Origin of the sequence: Alteromonas profundi (genome assembly GCF_010500865.1) — a bacterium.
Classification (GTDB): Bacteria; Pseudomonadota; Gammaproteobacteria; order Enterobacterales; family Alteromonadaceae; genus Alteromonas; species Alteromonas profundi.
Genome location: NZ_JAAAWN010000003.1, coordinates 205,641 through 221,353, shown reverse-complemented (window position 1 = coordinate 221,353; position 15,713 = coordinate 205,641). Strand labels below are relative to the sequence as shown.

General features: G+C 45.0%; 15 protein-coding genes. 4 read left to right on the top strand and 11 right to left on the bottom strand.

The genetic code is table 11. The features are described from left to right. Positions 1 to 48 precede the first annotated feature (48 nt). Complete coding sequence (locus GTH32_RS03690; protein WP_163083890.1) at positions 49 to 1,029, bottom strand: D-2-hydroxyacid dehydrogenase; 981 nt, start codon at positions 1,027 to 1,029, stop codon at positions 49 to 51. Positions 1,030 to 1,144: 115 nt separating this feature from the next. On the opposite strand from GTH32_RS03690, the gene GTH32_RS03685 reads away from it, so the two are divergent. After that, a complete protein-coding gene (locus tag GTH32_RS03685) occupies positions 1,145 to 2,968 on the top strand; it encodes a trans-sulfuration enzyme family protein (RefSeq protein ID WP_163083889.1) in 1,824 nt (607 codons plus the stop codon). Between the two features lie 132 nt (positions 2,969 to 3,100). Next, positions 3,101 to 3,553, top strand: coding sequence for an SRPBCC family protein (locus tag GTH32_RS03680; RefSeq protein ID WP_163083888.1), 453 nt, complete (start codon positions 3,101 to 3,103; stop codon positions 3,551 to 3,553). 68 nt (positions 3,554 to 3,621) lie between these two features. Here the strand turns inward: GTH32_RS03680 and GTH32_RS03675 are convergent, their stop codons facing one another. Then, positions 3,622 to 4,743 carry an alkene reductase gene (locus tag GTH32_RS03675; protein WP_163083887.1) on the bottom strand — a complete coding sequence of 374 codons (1,122 nt, stop codon included), beginning with the start codon at positions 4,741 to 4,743 and terminating at the stop codon, positions 3,622 to 3,624. Positions 4,744 to 5,160: 417 nt separating this feature from the next. On the opposite strand from GTH32_RS03675, the gene nhaD reads away from it, so the two are divergent. Then, entirely contained in the window at positions 5,161 to 6,417 is a 1,257-nt protein-coding gene (gene nhaD, locus GTH32_RS03670) for a sodium:proton antiporter NhaD (protein ID WP_163083886.1), read from the top strand. Between the two features lie 63 nt (positions 6,418 to 6,480). On the opposite strand, the gene GTH32_RS03665 is transcribed toward nhaD, so the two are convergent. Next, positions 6,481 to 7,683 (bottom strand): anhydro-N-acetylmuramic acid kinase, encoded by a 1,203-nt coding sequence (locus tag GTH32_RS03665; protein ID WP_163083885.1) that lies wholly within the window; start codon positions 7,681 to 7,683, stop codon positions 6,481 to 6,483. Positions 7,684 to 7,698: 15 nt separating this feature from the next. Then, positions 7,699 to 9,024, bottom strand: coding sequence for an OapA family protein (locus GTH32_RS03660; RefSeq protein ID WP_163083884.1), 1,326 nt, complete (start codon positions 9,022 to 9,024; stop codon positions 7,699 to 7,701). Positions 9,025 to 9,343: 319 nt separating this feature from the next. Between GTH32_RS03660 and tyrS the strand changes: the two genes are divergently transcribed. Continuing rightward, positions 9,344 to 10,543 carry a tyrosine--tRNA ligase gene (gene tyrS / locus GTH32_RS03655; RefSeq protein WP_163083883.1) on the top strand — a complete coding sequence of 400 codons (1,200 nt, stop codon included), beginning with the start codon at positions 9,344 to 9,346 and terminating at the stop codon, positions 10,541 to 10,543. 70 nt (positions 10,544 to 10,613) lie between these two features. Here tyrS and GTH32_RS03650 read toward each other — a convergent pair whose 3' ends face one another. From GTH32_RS03650 to GTH32_RS03620, 7 genes are all read right to left on the bottom strand, one after another. Then, the gene (locus GTH32_RS03650; protein ID WP_163083882.1) at positions 10,614 to 10,967 is read right to left on the bottom strand and encodes a DUF1428 domain-containing protein; all 354 of its coding nucleotides are present in this window, start codon (positions 10,965 to 10,967) and stop codon (positions 10,614 to 10,616) included. A gap of 71 nt (positions 10,968 to 11,038) precedes the next feature. Further along, positions 11,039 to 12,364 carry an NAD(P)/FAD-dependent oxidoreductase gene (locus GTH32_RS03645; protein WP_163083881.1) on the bottom strand — a complete coding sequence of 442 codons (1,326 nt, stop codon included), beginning with the start codon at positions 12,362 to 12,364 and terminating at the stop codon, positions 11,039 to 11,041. A gap of 21 nt (positions 12,365 to 12,385) precedes the next feature. Next, positions 12,386 to 12,961 (bottom strand): GNAT family N-acetyltransferase, encoded by a 576-nt coding sequence (locus tag GTH32_RS03640; RefSeq protein ID WP_163083880.1) that lies wholly within the window; start codon positions 12,959 to 12,961, stop codon positions 12,386 to 12,388. After that, positions 12,951 to 13,352 (bottom strand): DUF2721 domain-containing protein, encoded by a 402-nt coding sequence (locus GTH32_RS03635; RefSeq protein ID WP_163083879.1) that lies wholly within the window; start codon positions 13,350 to 13,352, stop codon positions 12,951 to 12,953. The genes GTH32_RS03640 and GTH32_RS03635 overlap by 11 nt, the downstream gene beginning before the upstream one ends. Positions 13,353 to 13,447: 95 nt before the next feature. Further along, positions 13,448 to 13,855, bottom strand: a complete 408-nt coding sequence (locus GTH32_RS03630; RefSeq protein WP_163083878.1) for a rhodanese-like domain-containing protein — start codon at positions 13,853 to 13,855, stop codon at positions 13,448 to 13,450. Between the two features lie 49 nt (positions 13,856 to 13,904). Continuing rightward, positions 13,905 to 14,741 carry a helical backbone metal receptor gene (locus tag GTH32_RS03625; RefSeq protein ID WP_163083877.1) on the bottom strand — a complete coding sequence of 279 codons (837 nt, stop codon included), beginning with the start codon at positions 14,739 to 14,741 and terminating at the stop codon, positions 13,905 to 13,907. Between the two features lies 1 nt (position 14,742). Beyond that, the gene (locus GTH32_RS03620; protein ID WP_163083876.1) at positions 14,743 to 15,711 is read right to left on the bottom strand and encodes a cobalamin biosynthesis protein CobD/CbiB; all 969 of its coding nucleotides are present in this window, start codon (positions 15,709 to 15,711) and stop codon (positions 14,743 to 14,745) included. Between the last annotated feature and the right edge of the window lie 2 nt (positions 15,712 to 15,713).

The window sequence follows — 15,713 nt, the reverse complement described above, 5'->3', positions numbered from 1 at the left end:
TCTACAGGCTAAGTACAGGGTGTTTAACCCTAGGGGCATCTGTTTGCTTTAGTACCCTTTGCTAAAATCAAACTGGTAGCGCAAAGGCAGCCCGTTTTTTAAACGTATAAAATTATCGACAAACACTTGCGCTACGTCATAAGGGGTAGATTCAGCGGCGGTATGAGACGTAACGGCGATATTTGGGTGATGCCAAAAAGGATGATTACTCGGTAGCGGCTCTTGCCTAAAAACGTCAAGTACCGCGAAAGCCGGTCTGCCATCATTCATACTTGTAAGTAGGTCATCATCTTTTACCGCATTACCTCGCCCAGCGTTAATAAACACACTATGGCGGGGGAGAGCGGCAAAAAAATCTCTGTCGAGAAGGCCTGTAGTTTCTTCTGTGTCTGGCATTAGATTAACGATGTGGTCGCAGCGTTTAGCGAACGTAATACGTTGTTCAGGCGTAAAAACGTGCTCTACGCCTTCAATCGCTTGCCCGCTTCGTGATAACCCAATTACGCGCATACCAAAACTAAGCGCTACAGGGATCAAAGCCTGGCCAATTGAACCTATGCCAGCGATGCCTAATACCTTGCCATTTAACGGTAAGCGTGGACTCGCTTCCCAAATAGGGGGCTGACTTGCTTGATGTTTAGCGAAAGTTTGAACGTTGCGGGCATATTGAAGTAAGTAAGCAAATACATATTCACGCATTAAGCTGCCAAATATGCCTTTTACGCCTGTTAAGAGGTAATCCTGTTTGTTCAGGGCGAGCAACCGGCGGTTTCCTGCCCACGTAGACTGGCACCATTTAAGCTGGCGACACTCAGGCACAACACGGGCAGCAAGATCGGGGGCGGCGAGCAGTAATGAAATATCCTCAGTACACACTTCATCGACGTGGCTTGCTACCTGTACTATGCGTAAGTCATCCCGTACCTCGCTGGCGTTTAACTGCGCGTCTATTTCATTCGTAAGTGCTGTCGCATCTTGGCTTAGAATTGTTAGTTCATATGTAGAGTTAGCCATCGTTTTTACTGTCATACATATACCTGAGTAAAGTTTTCTTTCCTTAATTTTGCCAGTTATCTTTCTGACTTGTGTTTTAAATTTGTTATTTAAGTTTTACATTTTTGTAAAAATAAACATTGAGCGAATTATGCAATCATCTTCACAGCACAATAAACCTAACCATGTAGATTCGACCACCTTACAACACGCTAAGGTTCTATCGCCTCGGCGTAATAGTACCGAAGCAGGCTCAATTGACGCCTTAGTGAATGAACAATTAGCTCACTTCGGTATTGATCCCCACTCGAATTACGGACAGGCTTTGTCAGAGACTGCGCGTCATCTTTATCATGCACAAGCCAATGTAATGCAGCTTTGGGATATTACCAGTTCCACACTGAGCTCATTGAACAAAGAAGACAGAGTGGCGTATTTTAATGCTAAAAAGTTTCTCTCGTTCCAGATCGCTAAAATTCTAGATACCTTGCAAAATCCGTTTCGAGCTACCTACCAAAGCTTAGCGGGCGGGGAGGGGGCACAAAGCCACTATCCCTTGTTTGATAATGTAACCGCACTTTTCTCCGCGACCCCGGTAGTTGTTCGCACAGCCACTTATGTATATGCATGCACCGAATGGGTGGACGACGCCTTTCAAGGAAAAGAGTTTACCCACCAAATCTATTCTCGTTTGCTAAACCCTACGAATATATCGTTGGCGAATGCCATAGTAGATTTAGAGGCAGGACCACATGCATCACACTATCTTGCGTGGAACTTCAATTCCGGTATGGCGGCAATCGATGCGGTGCTTTCTAACGTATTATCTCACGGTGATGTGCTTATAGTATCTCGCAATGTGTATGGCGGTGTGTACCAATTACTGCATGACTATTTTGCCCGTGCTAACCGTATGGATATTCAAATCGCGTGGTTTGACGGGTATGACAAAGAGAGTTTTGCAGAATTTTTAGCGACAACCCAGAATAAATATAGGGGGCGTTTAGATAAGGGGGCCAACTTGCACGTGTACCTTGAATCGCCTTGCAACCCGCACGGCTATGTTCTCGATGTACCTGAAATTTGTAAGCAGGCTCATGCAAATAACGCATTGGTGATGTTAGATTCGACCTTAGCAACGCCTGTATTGCACCAACCCTTGCAACACAAGGAAGAAAACGCTCGCCCCGATTACGTAATTCACAGTTACACTAAAGATCTGTGTGGCAGCGGCGCCACCACAGCGGGGGTGGTAATTGGCGCCGCACATAGAATGTTTCAACCGAAAGGAAGTAGCATAAATGGGGTGGATTGGTCACAAACCTTGTTCTGGGATGTTTACTACATTAAAGGGGCATTTTTAGATTCTGAAAAAGCCTTCGACGTACTAAATGGAATGAAGACGTTAGAACAAAGAATGCTTACAAAGGTGATTAATACCAAGGTATTTACCGCGTTTCTTAACGTCCACCCCAAAATACGCGTGAATTGTCATGGGTTACCTACCCATGCAAACGCTGGTTTACGAGAAAAGCAGCATAAAAATGGATGGCCATGTACGCTGTTCACTGTTGATATGGCCCCTGCAAACCTTCCTAAAGACGTATTTACCCGCTTTTTTGACGCACTAGAGCCAGCCTTCAGTCATCAGGTATCTATCGGTCAAAGCAATACCATTATTCTTTGCCCCGCCTTAACCTCTCATTCAGAACTTAGCAGTGACGAACAAAAAAAAGCGGGTATCGATTTAACGACTATGCGTATTGCAATGGGCACCGATAACGTCAAACAACAGATCGCGCATTTTATGCTGGCAGCCAAGCATTTCATTGCCCCCCATACCCCCGATTTTTGTGAGCACTTTATGAGCTATGCTGATATTGATGCACTGTATACGGCTATAAGTGCTGAGGTATGCGCTCAGCATTTTGCTAATACTCCTTCTATGGCTAAGCTCATGGGGGGGCTTGACTAACTTTGTTACTCTTAAAAATATAGAGCGGCCTTTTGCAGGGCAAATAACGATCCTAAAGAATCGGTAACTAGTAGCTAATAATACTCTTGAAAGCCTGTGCTAACAGGCTTTGGTATTTGATAGGCGCTACTTATGCATCAATTTACACTTGAAACAACCATCCACGCTCCGCTGCCACTGGTATTTACATGCTTTTATGAACCCGAATATCTTAGTGAATGGTTTGCGCCTGGCGATAGCGTGGTTTCGCAAGTTATGAGTGACTTTAAAGAAGGCGGAAAATACCGGATTAAAATACAAACCCCTAGCGGAGAAGAAACCACCTTAGAGGGCGAGTACATTCAGATACTGACAAATGAAAGACTCGTGTATTCCTGGGCGCAGGAAAATAGTACCGAGTCGGCTTTAATGAGCACAGTTACTGTTATATTTGAAGGGCTTACGAGTAAAGACGTAGAGATCACTCTTGAGCAAATAGGTTTTACTAACCAAGATTCCTGTCGACACCACCAACAGGCTTGGCTGTCTTGCTTTGAAAAGCTAGCGATTTTCGCCCAACGTTATAGCAATACACATTCCCGTTAGCAGGATAAAACACAGGCGCTAAATACCAACAATAAAATGGGCGCGTAAAAACGCGCCGATTAGATTGGTTAGGTTAGGGAAGAAAGGGCGTCTTTACCTGTTTTTTCACGATAAGTCGGGAAGTCGGTATATCCTTCTTCGCCACCCCCGTACCATTGCGAAGGATCGTCAAACGCGGCTAGTGGGTAATCGTGTTTGAACCGCGTGGGCAAGTCGGGGTTTGTGATCCAAGGGCGACCAAACGCAATCATATCGGCGTCACCATCCTCAATTCGTTTCTCTGCGTCTGTTTTGGTGTAACCACAATTGCCTATTAGCATGCCGTCATAAAGGGCACGGAACTCCGCTAATGTCATAGGCTCTCCCCGCTCGTGAAAACCAAAGGCAAGGCCATCCATCACGTGCAAGTAGCCCAATTTTAACTTATTAAGCTGCTGAGCTACGTAGGTAAAGGTTGCTCGAAAATCATCAGCACCCATATCATTGAATGCACCGTTTGGCGATAAACGGACACCCACATTTTCAGCAGGCCATACTTCTAATACAGCCTCCATTATTTGATCTAAAAATCGATAGCGGTTTTCAAGGCTACCGCCGTAAGTATCATCTCGCTGATTGCTGCGGCTGTCTAAAAATTGATTGATCAAATACCCATTTGCAGCGTGAACTTCAACGCCATCAAACCCCGCAGCCTTCGCGTTAACCGCAGCCTTTTGATAGTCACTAATGGTGCGCTGAATATCATCAACGGTCATGGCTTTGGGGACTTCGTAAGCTTTCTTTCCTTTTGGCGTGTGTATTTCGTCCCCTTGTATAGCGATAGCCGAGGCCGACAGTGGAAGTGCTCCGTCATGAAAATCACTGTGAGAGGCACGCCCCGTGTGCCATAGTTGAAGGACAATTTTGCCCCCAGCTTCATGCACTCGTTCGACAATAGAACGCCAACCTTCAACCATTTGCTCAGTATAAATACCTGGCGAGTCTACCCATCCGTTGCCTTCTTCAGAAATGGCAGTGGCCTCGGTAATAATTAAACCGGCGTCTGCGCGCTGCACATAGTGATCGCCCATTATTTTATTAGGAACGCGATCACTACCCGCTCGGCCTCGGGTCATTGGCGCTAACACCATTCTATTGTCGAGAGATTTTTGTGCCCATGTTAGGGGCTTAAAAAGCGCTGAGTCTGTCATTATGTAATCCTGTTGAATTGATTTTATTTATCTAGTAGTGATTACATAAATGGTTGTTATATGGATTGATTCAAGCGGGTGGTTGAGTGCAAAAAATTCTTTTATAGTGTCAAAGCGAATAATACAAGAGGATATCGCGGGGGAGAAAAATATAATTAAAAGCACCGCGATGTCGCCGCAAATAGAGTCTAGATGGGAAAAGCTACCCATTCGTTAGCGCCCTATTGTGCCTATTGTAGGCGTAGGGTGAGTACTTAACTGGCTATTAGGCTACCCCCTGCAGTGAGTATAGCCGCGCTCTCTTAAGTGCATATTGCATATAACTGATTTTTTCCCTCTTATAGCGCAGAACGCCTGCTATCGACGTGGTATCAAACGTATAATTCGCTCCCTTACAATTTGGGAGTAATAAAACGTATGTTGGACTATGTGCTCATTGGCATAGCAATAATGGCCTTATTATGTGTGGTATTTGAAGAAGTACTACATGTCAATAAAGCCAAAACCACACTTTTTTTTGGCACATTCGCATGGATCCTTCTTTTCATAGATGCGAACAGGGGCCCTCATTTAGCCGAACTCAATGAACACTTAATTGAAAATATAAGTGAAATATCCACCCTCTGGCTGTTTCTTGTCGCAGCAATGACCTTTGTTGCCTACTTAAACCGCAAAGGCATGATTGAAAATATGTTAAATATCATCATGCCGCAAAAAATAACCCTTAAAAAACTGATCTTCTTTACCGCTATTTTTAGTTTTTGTTTCTCATCATTAGCCGACAACATCACCGCGACATTAGTATCTATAGCAATGGTACTATCGCTGGGACTGCCTTTTAACCAAACTATGCGATTCGCCGTGCTGGTGGTTTTTGCCGTGAACTCGGGAGGCGTCTCGTTAATTACAGGCGATGTCACCACTTTAATGATTTTCTTAGACGGCAAAGTCACCATTACCCAACTGCTCTTGCTCATAGTTCCTTCGCTTCTCGCAGTTTTACTTTTGGCATCCCTGTTGAGTATCGGCATGAAGGGAGCGGTGAAAATTAATAAGCATCGTCACGAACTACGCCATGTAGATTATGTTATAGCAGGGATTTTTCTTGCGACAATTATTCTCACGTTGGTTGCTAATGTGTTGTTTGCCATTCCGCCGATGCTGTCATTTTTAGCAGGTATGGCGGTAATGTTTTTGGTGGCTACCTTTATGGGTGAAGAGAAGTACGATGATCCTATTTTAGATTATATCCGCCTCATAGAATTCGATACCTTATTGTTCTTCCTTGGTGTATTGCTATTGGTAGGTATGCTCGATCACATCGACGCACTCGGTGCGTTGCTACTTGTATACAGCGTACTTCCTTCTACAGGCGCAAATTTTGTCATGGGGGTGCTATCCTCAATGATTGATAATGTTCCGCTAACAGCAGCGTTATTAAAGGCTGACATTGAAATGACTACCGCGCAGTGGATGGCGTTTACTTATGCCGTAGGTGTGGGAGGTTCGTTACTAATTATTGGCTCTTCTGCTGGTATTGTGACTATGAGCAAAGTGAAAGGGCTTACGTTTGCCAAATACGGTAAGTTTATATTACTGCTTTTAGCTGCATACAGTGCAGGTTACGCCATGGTATTGGTAATGGCAGAGTTGTTTTTAGGGGTTGGGTCTTAAGCCAGGACATAGGCACTTAACGCTCAGGAAAGGGCGGTACCCTATAGCAAAGGTATCGCCGTATTAGGCGCTTTTATACAAGGCGCCTAAAACTGCGGGTTTTGAGGCGCCGGTAACGGCGGGGACATTACCAGGTATATCGTTGATGTAAGCATAAGCTAACCAAGCAAACGCTGCGCCTTCAACCTGTTGGGGATGTATTCCAAGGGTGTGGCTATCAGATACATGATATCCCTCCAGCGCCTCCGATATATATGACATCAAGGTGTTATTTAACGCTCCTCCACCACAAGTAATAACTTCACTTATCTGATTATGGTTGTTTTTAATAGGTACATGACGTTGTATCTCATTGGCAATGGTACTGCCGGTTAACGCTAATAAGGTGGCTTGCACATCTTCTGGTGCTAGGTTGTTTTCGGTCTCCTTATCAAGGAGATGCGCACTACACTCGAAGCGATCCGCAAGGGTATTGCTTAACCAATCAATATTAAAATATTCCCGTCCAGAACTCTTTGGTGCGGGTAAGTGAAAATATTCATCCAGCATCAACTGTTGTAGAAGCCCTTGGTCAGGATGCCCTTTCTTTGCCCAGGCCCCGTTGTTATCGAAAGCGTGGTTTAAATGAAGGTTAATCCACTGATCCATTAATGTATTGCCAGGTCCTATATCAAACCCTTGGGGCGGCAATTGCTCGCATTTTGGGTAAAGGATAGAAATATTTGCAATACCACCAATATTAACAAGTGCGCGATAGTGTTGCTCTGACGCAAACACCGCATTGTGAAAAGCGGGAACCAATGGAGCACCTTGCCCTCCAAGCGCTATATCCTTGCGCCTGAAATCGGCAATAACGTTAATGCCAGTTAACGCTGCAATGGTATTGGGATCGCCAATTTGACACGTAAACCCGCGAATGGATGAGGCGGCAAAGTAGGCGGATAAAACATCTCGATTTGGATGGTGTCGCACAGTTTGCCCGTGGGAACCAATAGCGGTGATCTCGCAAGGGGAAAGGGAGGTTTTTTCAAGAAGTCCCAGTGTGGCTTGAGCAAAGGTTTCTGCCACCAGTCTATCGGCAATGCCTACACTGTTTAATTCGTCGGGCCCTTCGCTACAAAGCGAATTAAGGGCCCCGAGCAATTCACCGCTATAAGCAACAGAATGCGCAGCGAGCGTAGTGCATTCACAGGGCGAAATTTCACATAGGACGGCGTCTACGCCATCCATGCTAGTGCCTGACATTAGGCCAATGTATTTCGCCATAGGAGGTTGAGTTACTTATTTCATTGCTAACATTATGCGTTTATTATTTTCCAGTTGTGCCTTACGCACACTGGCAATTTCTAAAAACCTTTCACGTTCGTCTTCGGCAATAGGCTGCGACTTTGGTAATTCCACCGTGCGCGGGTTTCTATGTACTCCATCAACTAAGAATTCATAGTGTAGGTGCGCCCCAGTAACCATGCCTGTGCTGCCTAGATAACCCACTGTCTGGCCTTGTTTAACAGTGTCACCCACTTTTACCGCACGCTTTTTAAAGTGCAAATACTTAGTTGTATACTTTTCGCCATGCTGGATAAAAACGTGGTGCCCATTGTATTTGTCGTAGCCCGACTTTATTACTTTACCGTCGCCCGCGGCCATTATGGGGGTGCCAACCGCAGCGACATAGTCGGTGCCTCGGTGGGCTTTCCAACGTTTTTGGACGGGATGAAAGCGCGCTTTAGTGAAATTAGAGCTTACATACCTAAAGTTAACTGGCGCGCGTAAGAAGCTCTTACGCATGCTGCGCCCTTCGGGGGTATAGTAGTTGCCATCTTCATGCAAAATCGCACTAAAATGCTCACCTTGGTTGGTAAATTCGGCTGCCACTATATCGCCATACCCTACGAACTCGCCGTTTACATATTGCTCTTCAAACACCACATTAAAGGTATCGCCTGACCGGATTTCCATTGCAAAATCGATATCCCAACCAAAAATGCCGGCTAGGTTCATTATTTGATTGCTTGTAAGCCCTGAGCGAGATGCCGCATTCCAGAAGCTAGAGTGAATCTCACCTTGGGCGAAGTTATAGCGAATATCTACTGCCCGCTTTTCAAGCGCAGCAGTGAGTAGCCCTTCTTCATCACCCTGCGACGGACGAACAACCAGGGTTTCAGTGGCAGATAATTTATATTTAAGTTCACCAAAGCTACCGTCACTTTTTGCCTTAAAGGAAAGCTCATCCCCTGGAAGTAGGGTAACTAAGGTTTTAGTAAGCTCACCCGCTTGCGTAACGTTATAAACATCCCGTGCGGTAAAGCCGGCGCGTTTAAAGAGTTTAGCGAGTGTATCACCACTTCTAACTTTATATGTTTGCCAGCTAGACTCGTCTTCGTTAGTAAACACGTTTGTTGAGGGTGTTACGTGTAAATCTACCGGGTAGCGAACGCCCGTATCAAGCACGAAGGCTTCTTGGTGACGGCTAGCTTCTACCGGTTCGGAAGGCAAAAGGATTAATGCGCCAAGGAACATCGTCGCCACGGCTAGGCCGGTGCGATGTTGCTTAGGCAATTTATTGTAAAATTTTAGCGCCTTTGAAGAGGCTATTTTCTTTCTCATACTACGGTCCACCTGAGAAATGTTATGTGCACGACTCTATTTCACATACGTTGCTTAAAAATGCAACTTTTCTCATTATATTGTTAGCGCAAATTCTTAGTGGCTGTTTCAGCCTATTCTTCTCTATCGCTTAACCTAGGTACCTACCAAGGTAAGATAGGGTAAGTTTCTCAAGTAGATAACTGAAAATATGGATTTCATTATGCAACTTGACTGTTTGTAATTCGTTTTTTGACGCGCAAAGCTTTTAATGGTTCCCTTGTACGCGTAAAATGCCGCCAAACATTGAATTACTGTTATCAAAGAGTGTGATTAACTAATGAAAGATTGGCAAACAGCGCTAGCTGAGATTAAACGGGGCGTAGATGAAATTCTCCCCGAAGAGGATTTAATCGAGAAATTAAAATCCGGCAAAACCCTAACAATAAAAGCGGGTTTTGATCCAACTGCGCCTGACTTGCACCTTGGTCACACTGTTTTGATCAATAAGCTGCGTACATTTCAGCAGCTAGGCCATAATGTTGTTTTTCTTATTGGTGATTTTACTGGCCTTATTGGCGATCCTACAGGTAAAAATGTCACACGCAAGCCCTTAAGTAAAGAACAGGTATTAGAAAACGCAGAAACGTATCAGCAACAGGTGTTTAAAATTCTCGACGAAGACAAAACGGAGATTCGTTTTAACTCTGAGTGGATGGATAAGCTTGGTGCCGCAGGTATGATAAAATTGGCGGCGAGCCAAACGGTTGCTCGCATGCTAGAACGTGACGATTTTAAAAAGCGTTACAACAATGGTCAACCTATAGCCATCCACGAGTTTTTGTATCCGCTGGTACAAGGATGGGACTCTGTAGCGCTAAAAGCCGACGTTGAGCTTGGCGGGACCGATCAGCGTTTTAATCTGCTCATGGGGCGTGAACTACAAAAAGAACAAGGGTTGCAACAGCAATCTATTGTAATGGTTCCTTTGCTTGAAGGCCTTGATGGCGTTCAAAAAATGTCTAAGTCGCTGAACAACTATATCGGGATAACCGACGCGCCAAACGAAATGTTCGGAAAAGTTATGTCGATATCTGACGACCTTATGTGGCGTTATTACGACTTACTTAGTTTCCGTCCATTAGAAGAGATTGCGGAACTGAAAACACGGGTTGCTAATGGGGAAAACCCCCGCGATATTAAGATTTTGTTAGCAAAAGAAATTATTGCCCGTTTCCATGATGAAGCGGCGGCAGAAGGTGCGCATCAAGACTTTATCCAGCGTTTCCAAAAAAATGCCATTCCTGATGATATGCCCGAATTTGAAATTGCCCTAGGCGATGAAGGTATTGCCATTGGAAACCTGTTAAAGCAGGCCAGTTTGGTAGGGTCAACATCCGATGCCATTCGGATGATTAAACAAGGCGCGGTGAAAATTAACGGCGATAAAGTTGAAGATACCCGTCTCATTCTTAGCGAACCAGGCGAAAATGTTTATCAAGTAGGCAAGCGTAAGTTTGCCCGGATTACATTGGCGTAAGTAAACGGATTGGTTTTGCCACTTTATAAGCCCGCGAATATGACCTTCGCGGGCTTTTTTATTGCTGTGGCTATAGCTCAAGGATGGGAACAAACCCGCCGTAAATAAGTCTTTTCCCATCAAATGGCATAGGGTTTTCATCAGGATGCATACGCGGGTCTTCCATTACGTTACGCCATGCTTCGTCCCGCACCTCTTTTGAGGGCCAAAACGCGATAGAAAACACCACGGTTTCATCCGCACTTGCTTTCACCGCCATAGGAAAGGAAGTTACTTCACCGTCAGGCACATCATCTCCCCATGCTTCAATAACTTTCAATGCACCATATTCTTTGAATATTTCACCCGCTATTTTGGCATGTTTAAGATAATTTTCTTTGTTGCTATTGGCAACAGCAACCACAAACCCATCGATATATGACATGGCGTGACTCTCCGGTTCTCTAAAATACTAACCATAGACTATATTGGCGGCGGTTGATGGAAAATTACTGACTAAGCTTGCGCTATTTTCGCCCATTTATACAAGCCGCGTAACGCAAGCCGTCGACATGCGGCAAAGGGGTAACGGGGCAACGGCGATTGGTACAAGGGAAGCGAGGTATCTACACTATCACTATCAAGCATGCGTTTGACGAGTTGTTGTCCAGCATAGGCGGCGAAGGCGACGCCCGAACCACAATAGCCCATTGCGTAACCTAATCGGCCTTCATCATGGGTAAAAATACGTGGCATACTGTCTAGTGACACACTCACCCAACCACTCCAAAAATAGTCTATGCCAAGGGGTTTAAGGGCAGGGAACATGGTAGCCATTGCGTGATACAGGCGCTGTTGGTTCGTCTTACTATTGGCATTCTCTCCCCTCACCGCCCCGCGTCCTCCAAATAGCAACCAGCCATCGGGTAAAACACGGTAATAGTACTTCATCATTCTGGTATCCATAAAGCTCATGGGGGAGGTTAGCCCGGTAAGCTTTTGTTGCTCAGGCGTGAGGGGAGGGGTAACCAGAATACTTGATTGAACGGGAAACTGCCTATTATCTACGGCTTTGTGAAAGATTTTTGGGGTATAGGCATTAGACGCGATAATTACATTTTGCGCAAAAACAGTACCCTTAGTTGTCGCTATTTTATAGCCATCGTGGTGTTTAACAATGGCACTTACCGGTGTGTTGCAATAGAGCGAGGCGCCTAATTGAGTGCTTATTCGCGCGTATTCATCGGCGAGCTTAAGAGGATGGAGACAGGCACCTTGCGTTTCTACTGCGCCAAATATGCCCCGTATATCTAGGCGGGCGTCTATATCGCTTTTAGATAACAACTGAATTGAAGAGCCAAAGTGAAGATTCTGCCTGATGGCGTTTTGACGCAAATTATTTGCTTGCGCTTTATTATGGGCAAGTTTTATATAGGGGCCCTTGGTGAGATCTACATTCATCGCATATTGGCTAATACGTTGATGTAGCAAGGCTACGCTATCGTCAAACTCTCGCTGCATACCTAGCGCTATACGCTTGGAGAAGTTTTTTTCAATGGCGGCTAGCGACAGCCGTCCACTGCCAGATAAAACAAAGCCGGCATTTCGCCCAGCACAACCAAAACCTATATTGTTGGCATCAAGTAAAGTAACGTTTTTTTTTGCTTCAGCTAGTGCTATGGCCGCGGATAACCCAGTATACCCGCCGCCGATAATAAGGTATTCAGTGTCAATATTTAAGGACAATGAAGGGAAGCTTTCGCTTTGATGGGTTGCATGCCAATAACTGGCAGGTGATTTATCGGTGGGCGTTACTGAAGTGGAAATAAGAGGGGCGTACATGAAAACCTTATTATAAATCACTTATGTGTCGAAGGTTAGTATCATTTCGGCACCCTCACATTCGCAGTATGTGGGGCATACAGGGCAATCATAGCCCTCATAAAGAGACGCATGGCGCCATTTATTGGGGTGTTTTTGAACTAACACTCCCCCATTTTTGGTAAAGTATTTAAACGCACTATTGCCTGGGCTTGCTAACCAAATGTGGGCAAGGCCTGCTTTCGCACCTTGCTTTTTCGCTTGTGCTACTGAGCGTGCGAGTAAGGCACTCCCGATACCTGAACCTTGCATATCTGGTGACACGGTATTGCATTTAAAGTAGCAAACTTTATCTTCAGATACTGGCCATAAATTAGGTGTACACCATTGATCACGCTGCCATTTGTCATGCGCGTAGGTAAGTCTGAAACCTACGATAGTGCTTTTGTAGATAGCCACTAAACTTGCATTAATACCCTTGTGCCAGCTTTTATCGTAAATGGCTTGCAACGAGGTGGCACTAAGGTAATTGTCGCCCTGCACGTTATTCCCTAACCTAATCACTTGGTCGAAGTGCTGGGGGGCTAAGGTTTGATAAATTATCTGATCAGGATACATCTTTGTCTTTGGGTTGGTTTATTCCTTCAAGATGAACGTCTAACGCTTCCACCGAGATGAGGATTTCGCGTACTGACATCCACAGTGAATAAAGTAGCGACACTAGGCTGGCGGCGAACACCCAATTACCTGCTTGCTGGTAGGTTAGATAGATGGCAAGCATAGATACCACACATAAGAAGAAGCTGCCTACGCCGGCTATTTGCATACGTTTGATTAGCTGAATGCGAAGACGAAGATTTTTTATCTGAGCCTGCGTATTATCGTCTCGTTCCTCTTTTGAAAAGTTGCGAATAATGGTCGCTAGCGTAAGAAAGCGATTCGTATAGGCAAGAAGCAATAGGGATATAGCCGGAAACAACATGGCTGGTGTTGCAATATCTATTTTCATGGATGTCTGATTACGTGAGTGAATGATGCCAGTGTAGCAAAAATATAACGCATGTGTTGTGATACCCACTACCTTCAATTAACCGTGGGTTTTATTCACATTCTATCGATAGGCATAGCGGCTTCGCTCCAACCTAGCATGTCTCCCTCTAGATGCAATACCTCGGAAAAATCGTGTTCTTCCAATATTTTCATGGCCATTTTTGCTCTGCGCCCCGAACGACAGTAAATAATAATAGGCTTTTCTTTATAATCGTCGAGTTCGTTTAAGTAACTACCAATACTTTCATGAGGAACGTTTACAGCACCTGGGATATGTCCGTCACTAAATTCTTCTGGCGAGCGTACATCGATAAGTAGCCAATCGTTATTTTTAACCCGCTCCATGAGAAAAGGTGACGCCGCAACACTCTCACTTTTAGGGCGCGCTTTTGCCGTACATTGCAGTGATGCAAATAACGTTACAAATACCAATGTGGTTACAACAAAGACAACAATTCGCATGAGCTACCTTCTTTCATCCTGTTAGCCGAAAGTATAACTATTACGTTGGTTATTTTATACCCTTACATAGACTTTTAAGTTCAGTTAATAGGCGTAAAGAGAATCGGCTCGTAACATCAGGGTCTACTTGAATGAGTGGCGCCGTTAAATACGCCCTATGGGGGCGCCAAAATTTTTCTAATTGCGCCAACGACTGTTGGCTTGCTGCAACTAAACGTTGTGGCTGGCGGGTTAGTACTTCTTGCACGGAAACTTGGGGGTAGTCTACAGGGCTATCGGCAAATAAGGTGGTTGCCCCACATACATTGAGAAGTTTATTAGGCCAAGCGTCTTCACCTATCGTCATTAACGGCGCCGTCCATGAGTAGTAAAACACCGGCTTATAGGGCGGGTTTTGGTATTGTTGCTTTAGTGCGTTTAACTCAAGCAGAAAGGTTTTGGTTAGCTGCCTTGCTTTTTCCTCGGTATCGGTAAGTGCCCCGAGGGCTTGGATATTTTTAGCAATATCCTCTATCTCTGTTACTTTCGCTTTAAATACGCGAAAGCCTAGGCCTTCAAGGCGCTGTATATCTTGAGGTTTGTTACCGCCGTCCCATGCGAGTATTAATGTTGGGTCTAGGGCCACTATGGCAGCAAGATCGGCGCCTTGAAAATCGGCCACTTGAGGCAAACTTTTTGCCTGATTGGGGTAGTTACTATACGCGCTTACCGCCACTAAATTATCGCCTAACCCTAAGCTATATACCCATTCGGTGAGATGAGGCGCTAGGGTTATGATACGTAGTGCTTTAGACGCTGCCGAAGGTGGTAACTCTGTAGTGTCAGCATGGTTAGAGGTAGGAAAGAAGCACAGCAACAGTATTATCAATAAGGAAAATAGGCGCATACTAGATAAACTCGTTTATGTTTTGGGTAGAAACTGCAACCAATAACAAGCCTATGCTGGCTAACGCTACCACGATACACATGGCACTTATAATGGTGCGTCTGGCACGGATAATATCTGAGTATTTCACTTGTTTGGTCGTTCCTACTCGGGGATAACGGTATTTTTTATGATGGTAAATGGCGGGGCCGCCTAGCTGAATATCGTTTACACCGCCTAATAAAGCCAATAGTAATGAGGTTTTATCTTTCGCTGAGCTTTTCTTCATCGCATTTACCCCTCTTATTGGGTGAGATACCATTAACGTCGCGAGTGCGCCAACGATGGCTGGAGGAAGTACAAGAAGACTCACCAGTTTTCTTATTGGCGCGGCAAAATGGCGCATGGCAGGGGTGCGATAATGCCATTGCCAGCTCATCAGTAGCAAAAGCCGATAAATAAGCGCGCCCACAGGCCCGGTAATAACAAAGTAGAAAATAACCCCGCAATACAGGTAGAGAAATTTAAGCCATAAACTTTCAATTGCCGCCTTGGCCACACCCACGTCGGTTAACCTCGAGCAGTCTCGTGCAACTATGGTGGATAGCGTTTCTCTGGTTCGTACTTTTTTGTTTTTACCTATAATGGTTAGGAGTTTTGAAAACTGCCTGCGCTGAAAACCAAAGTCTATTACCACTATCATGATAACGGCTTCAAAAAAGACTGGGTATTCTGCCATGTAAACCAAAATGGCTACGCAGGTGACAATAGGTGAAAGCAATACCACGGCAGCGAGGGTGCCAGAAATATAATGTTGACCTTTTGGGTAATGCATTTCTGGCAATACTTTTTCGCCCATTTGTTTAACAATGTAACGCATTAAGGTAAGTGGGTGGCTACTTATAGGCCATTGCCACAACGCGTCAGCCGCTACCGCCAACCACAACACCAGAAGTGTTTGATAAGCGGAGTCGGTAAAGAAAGCTTCCATAG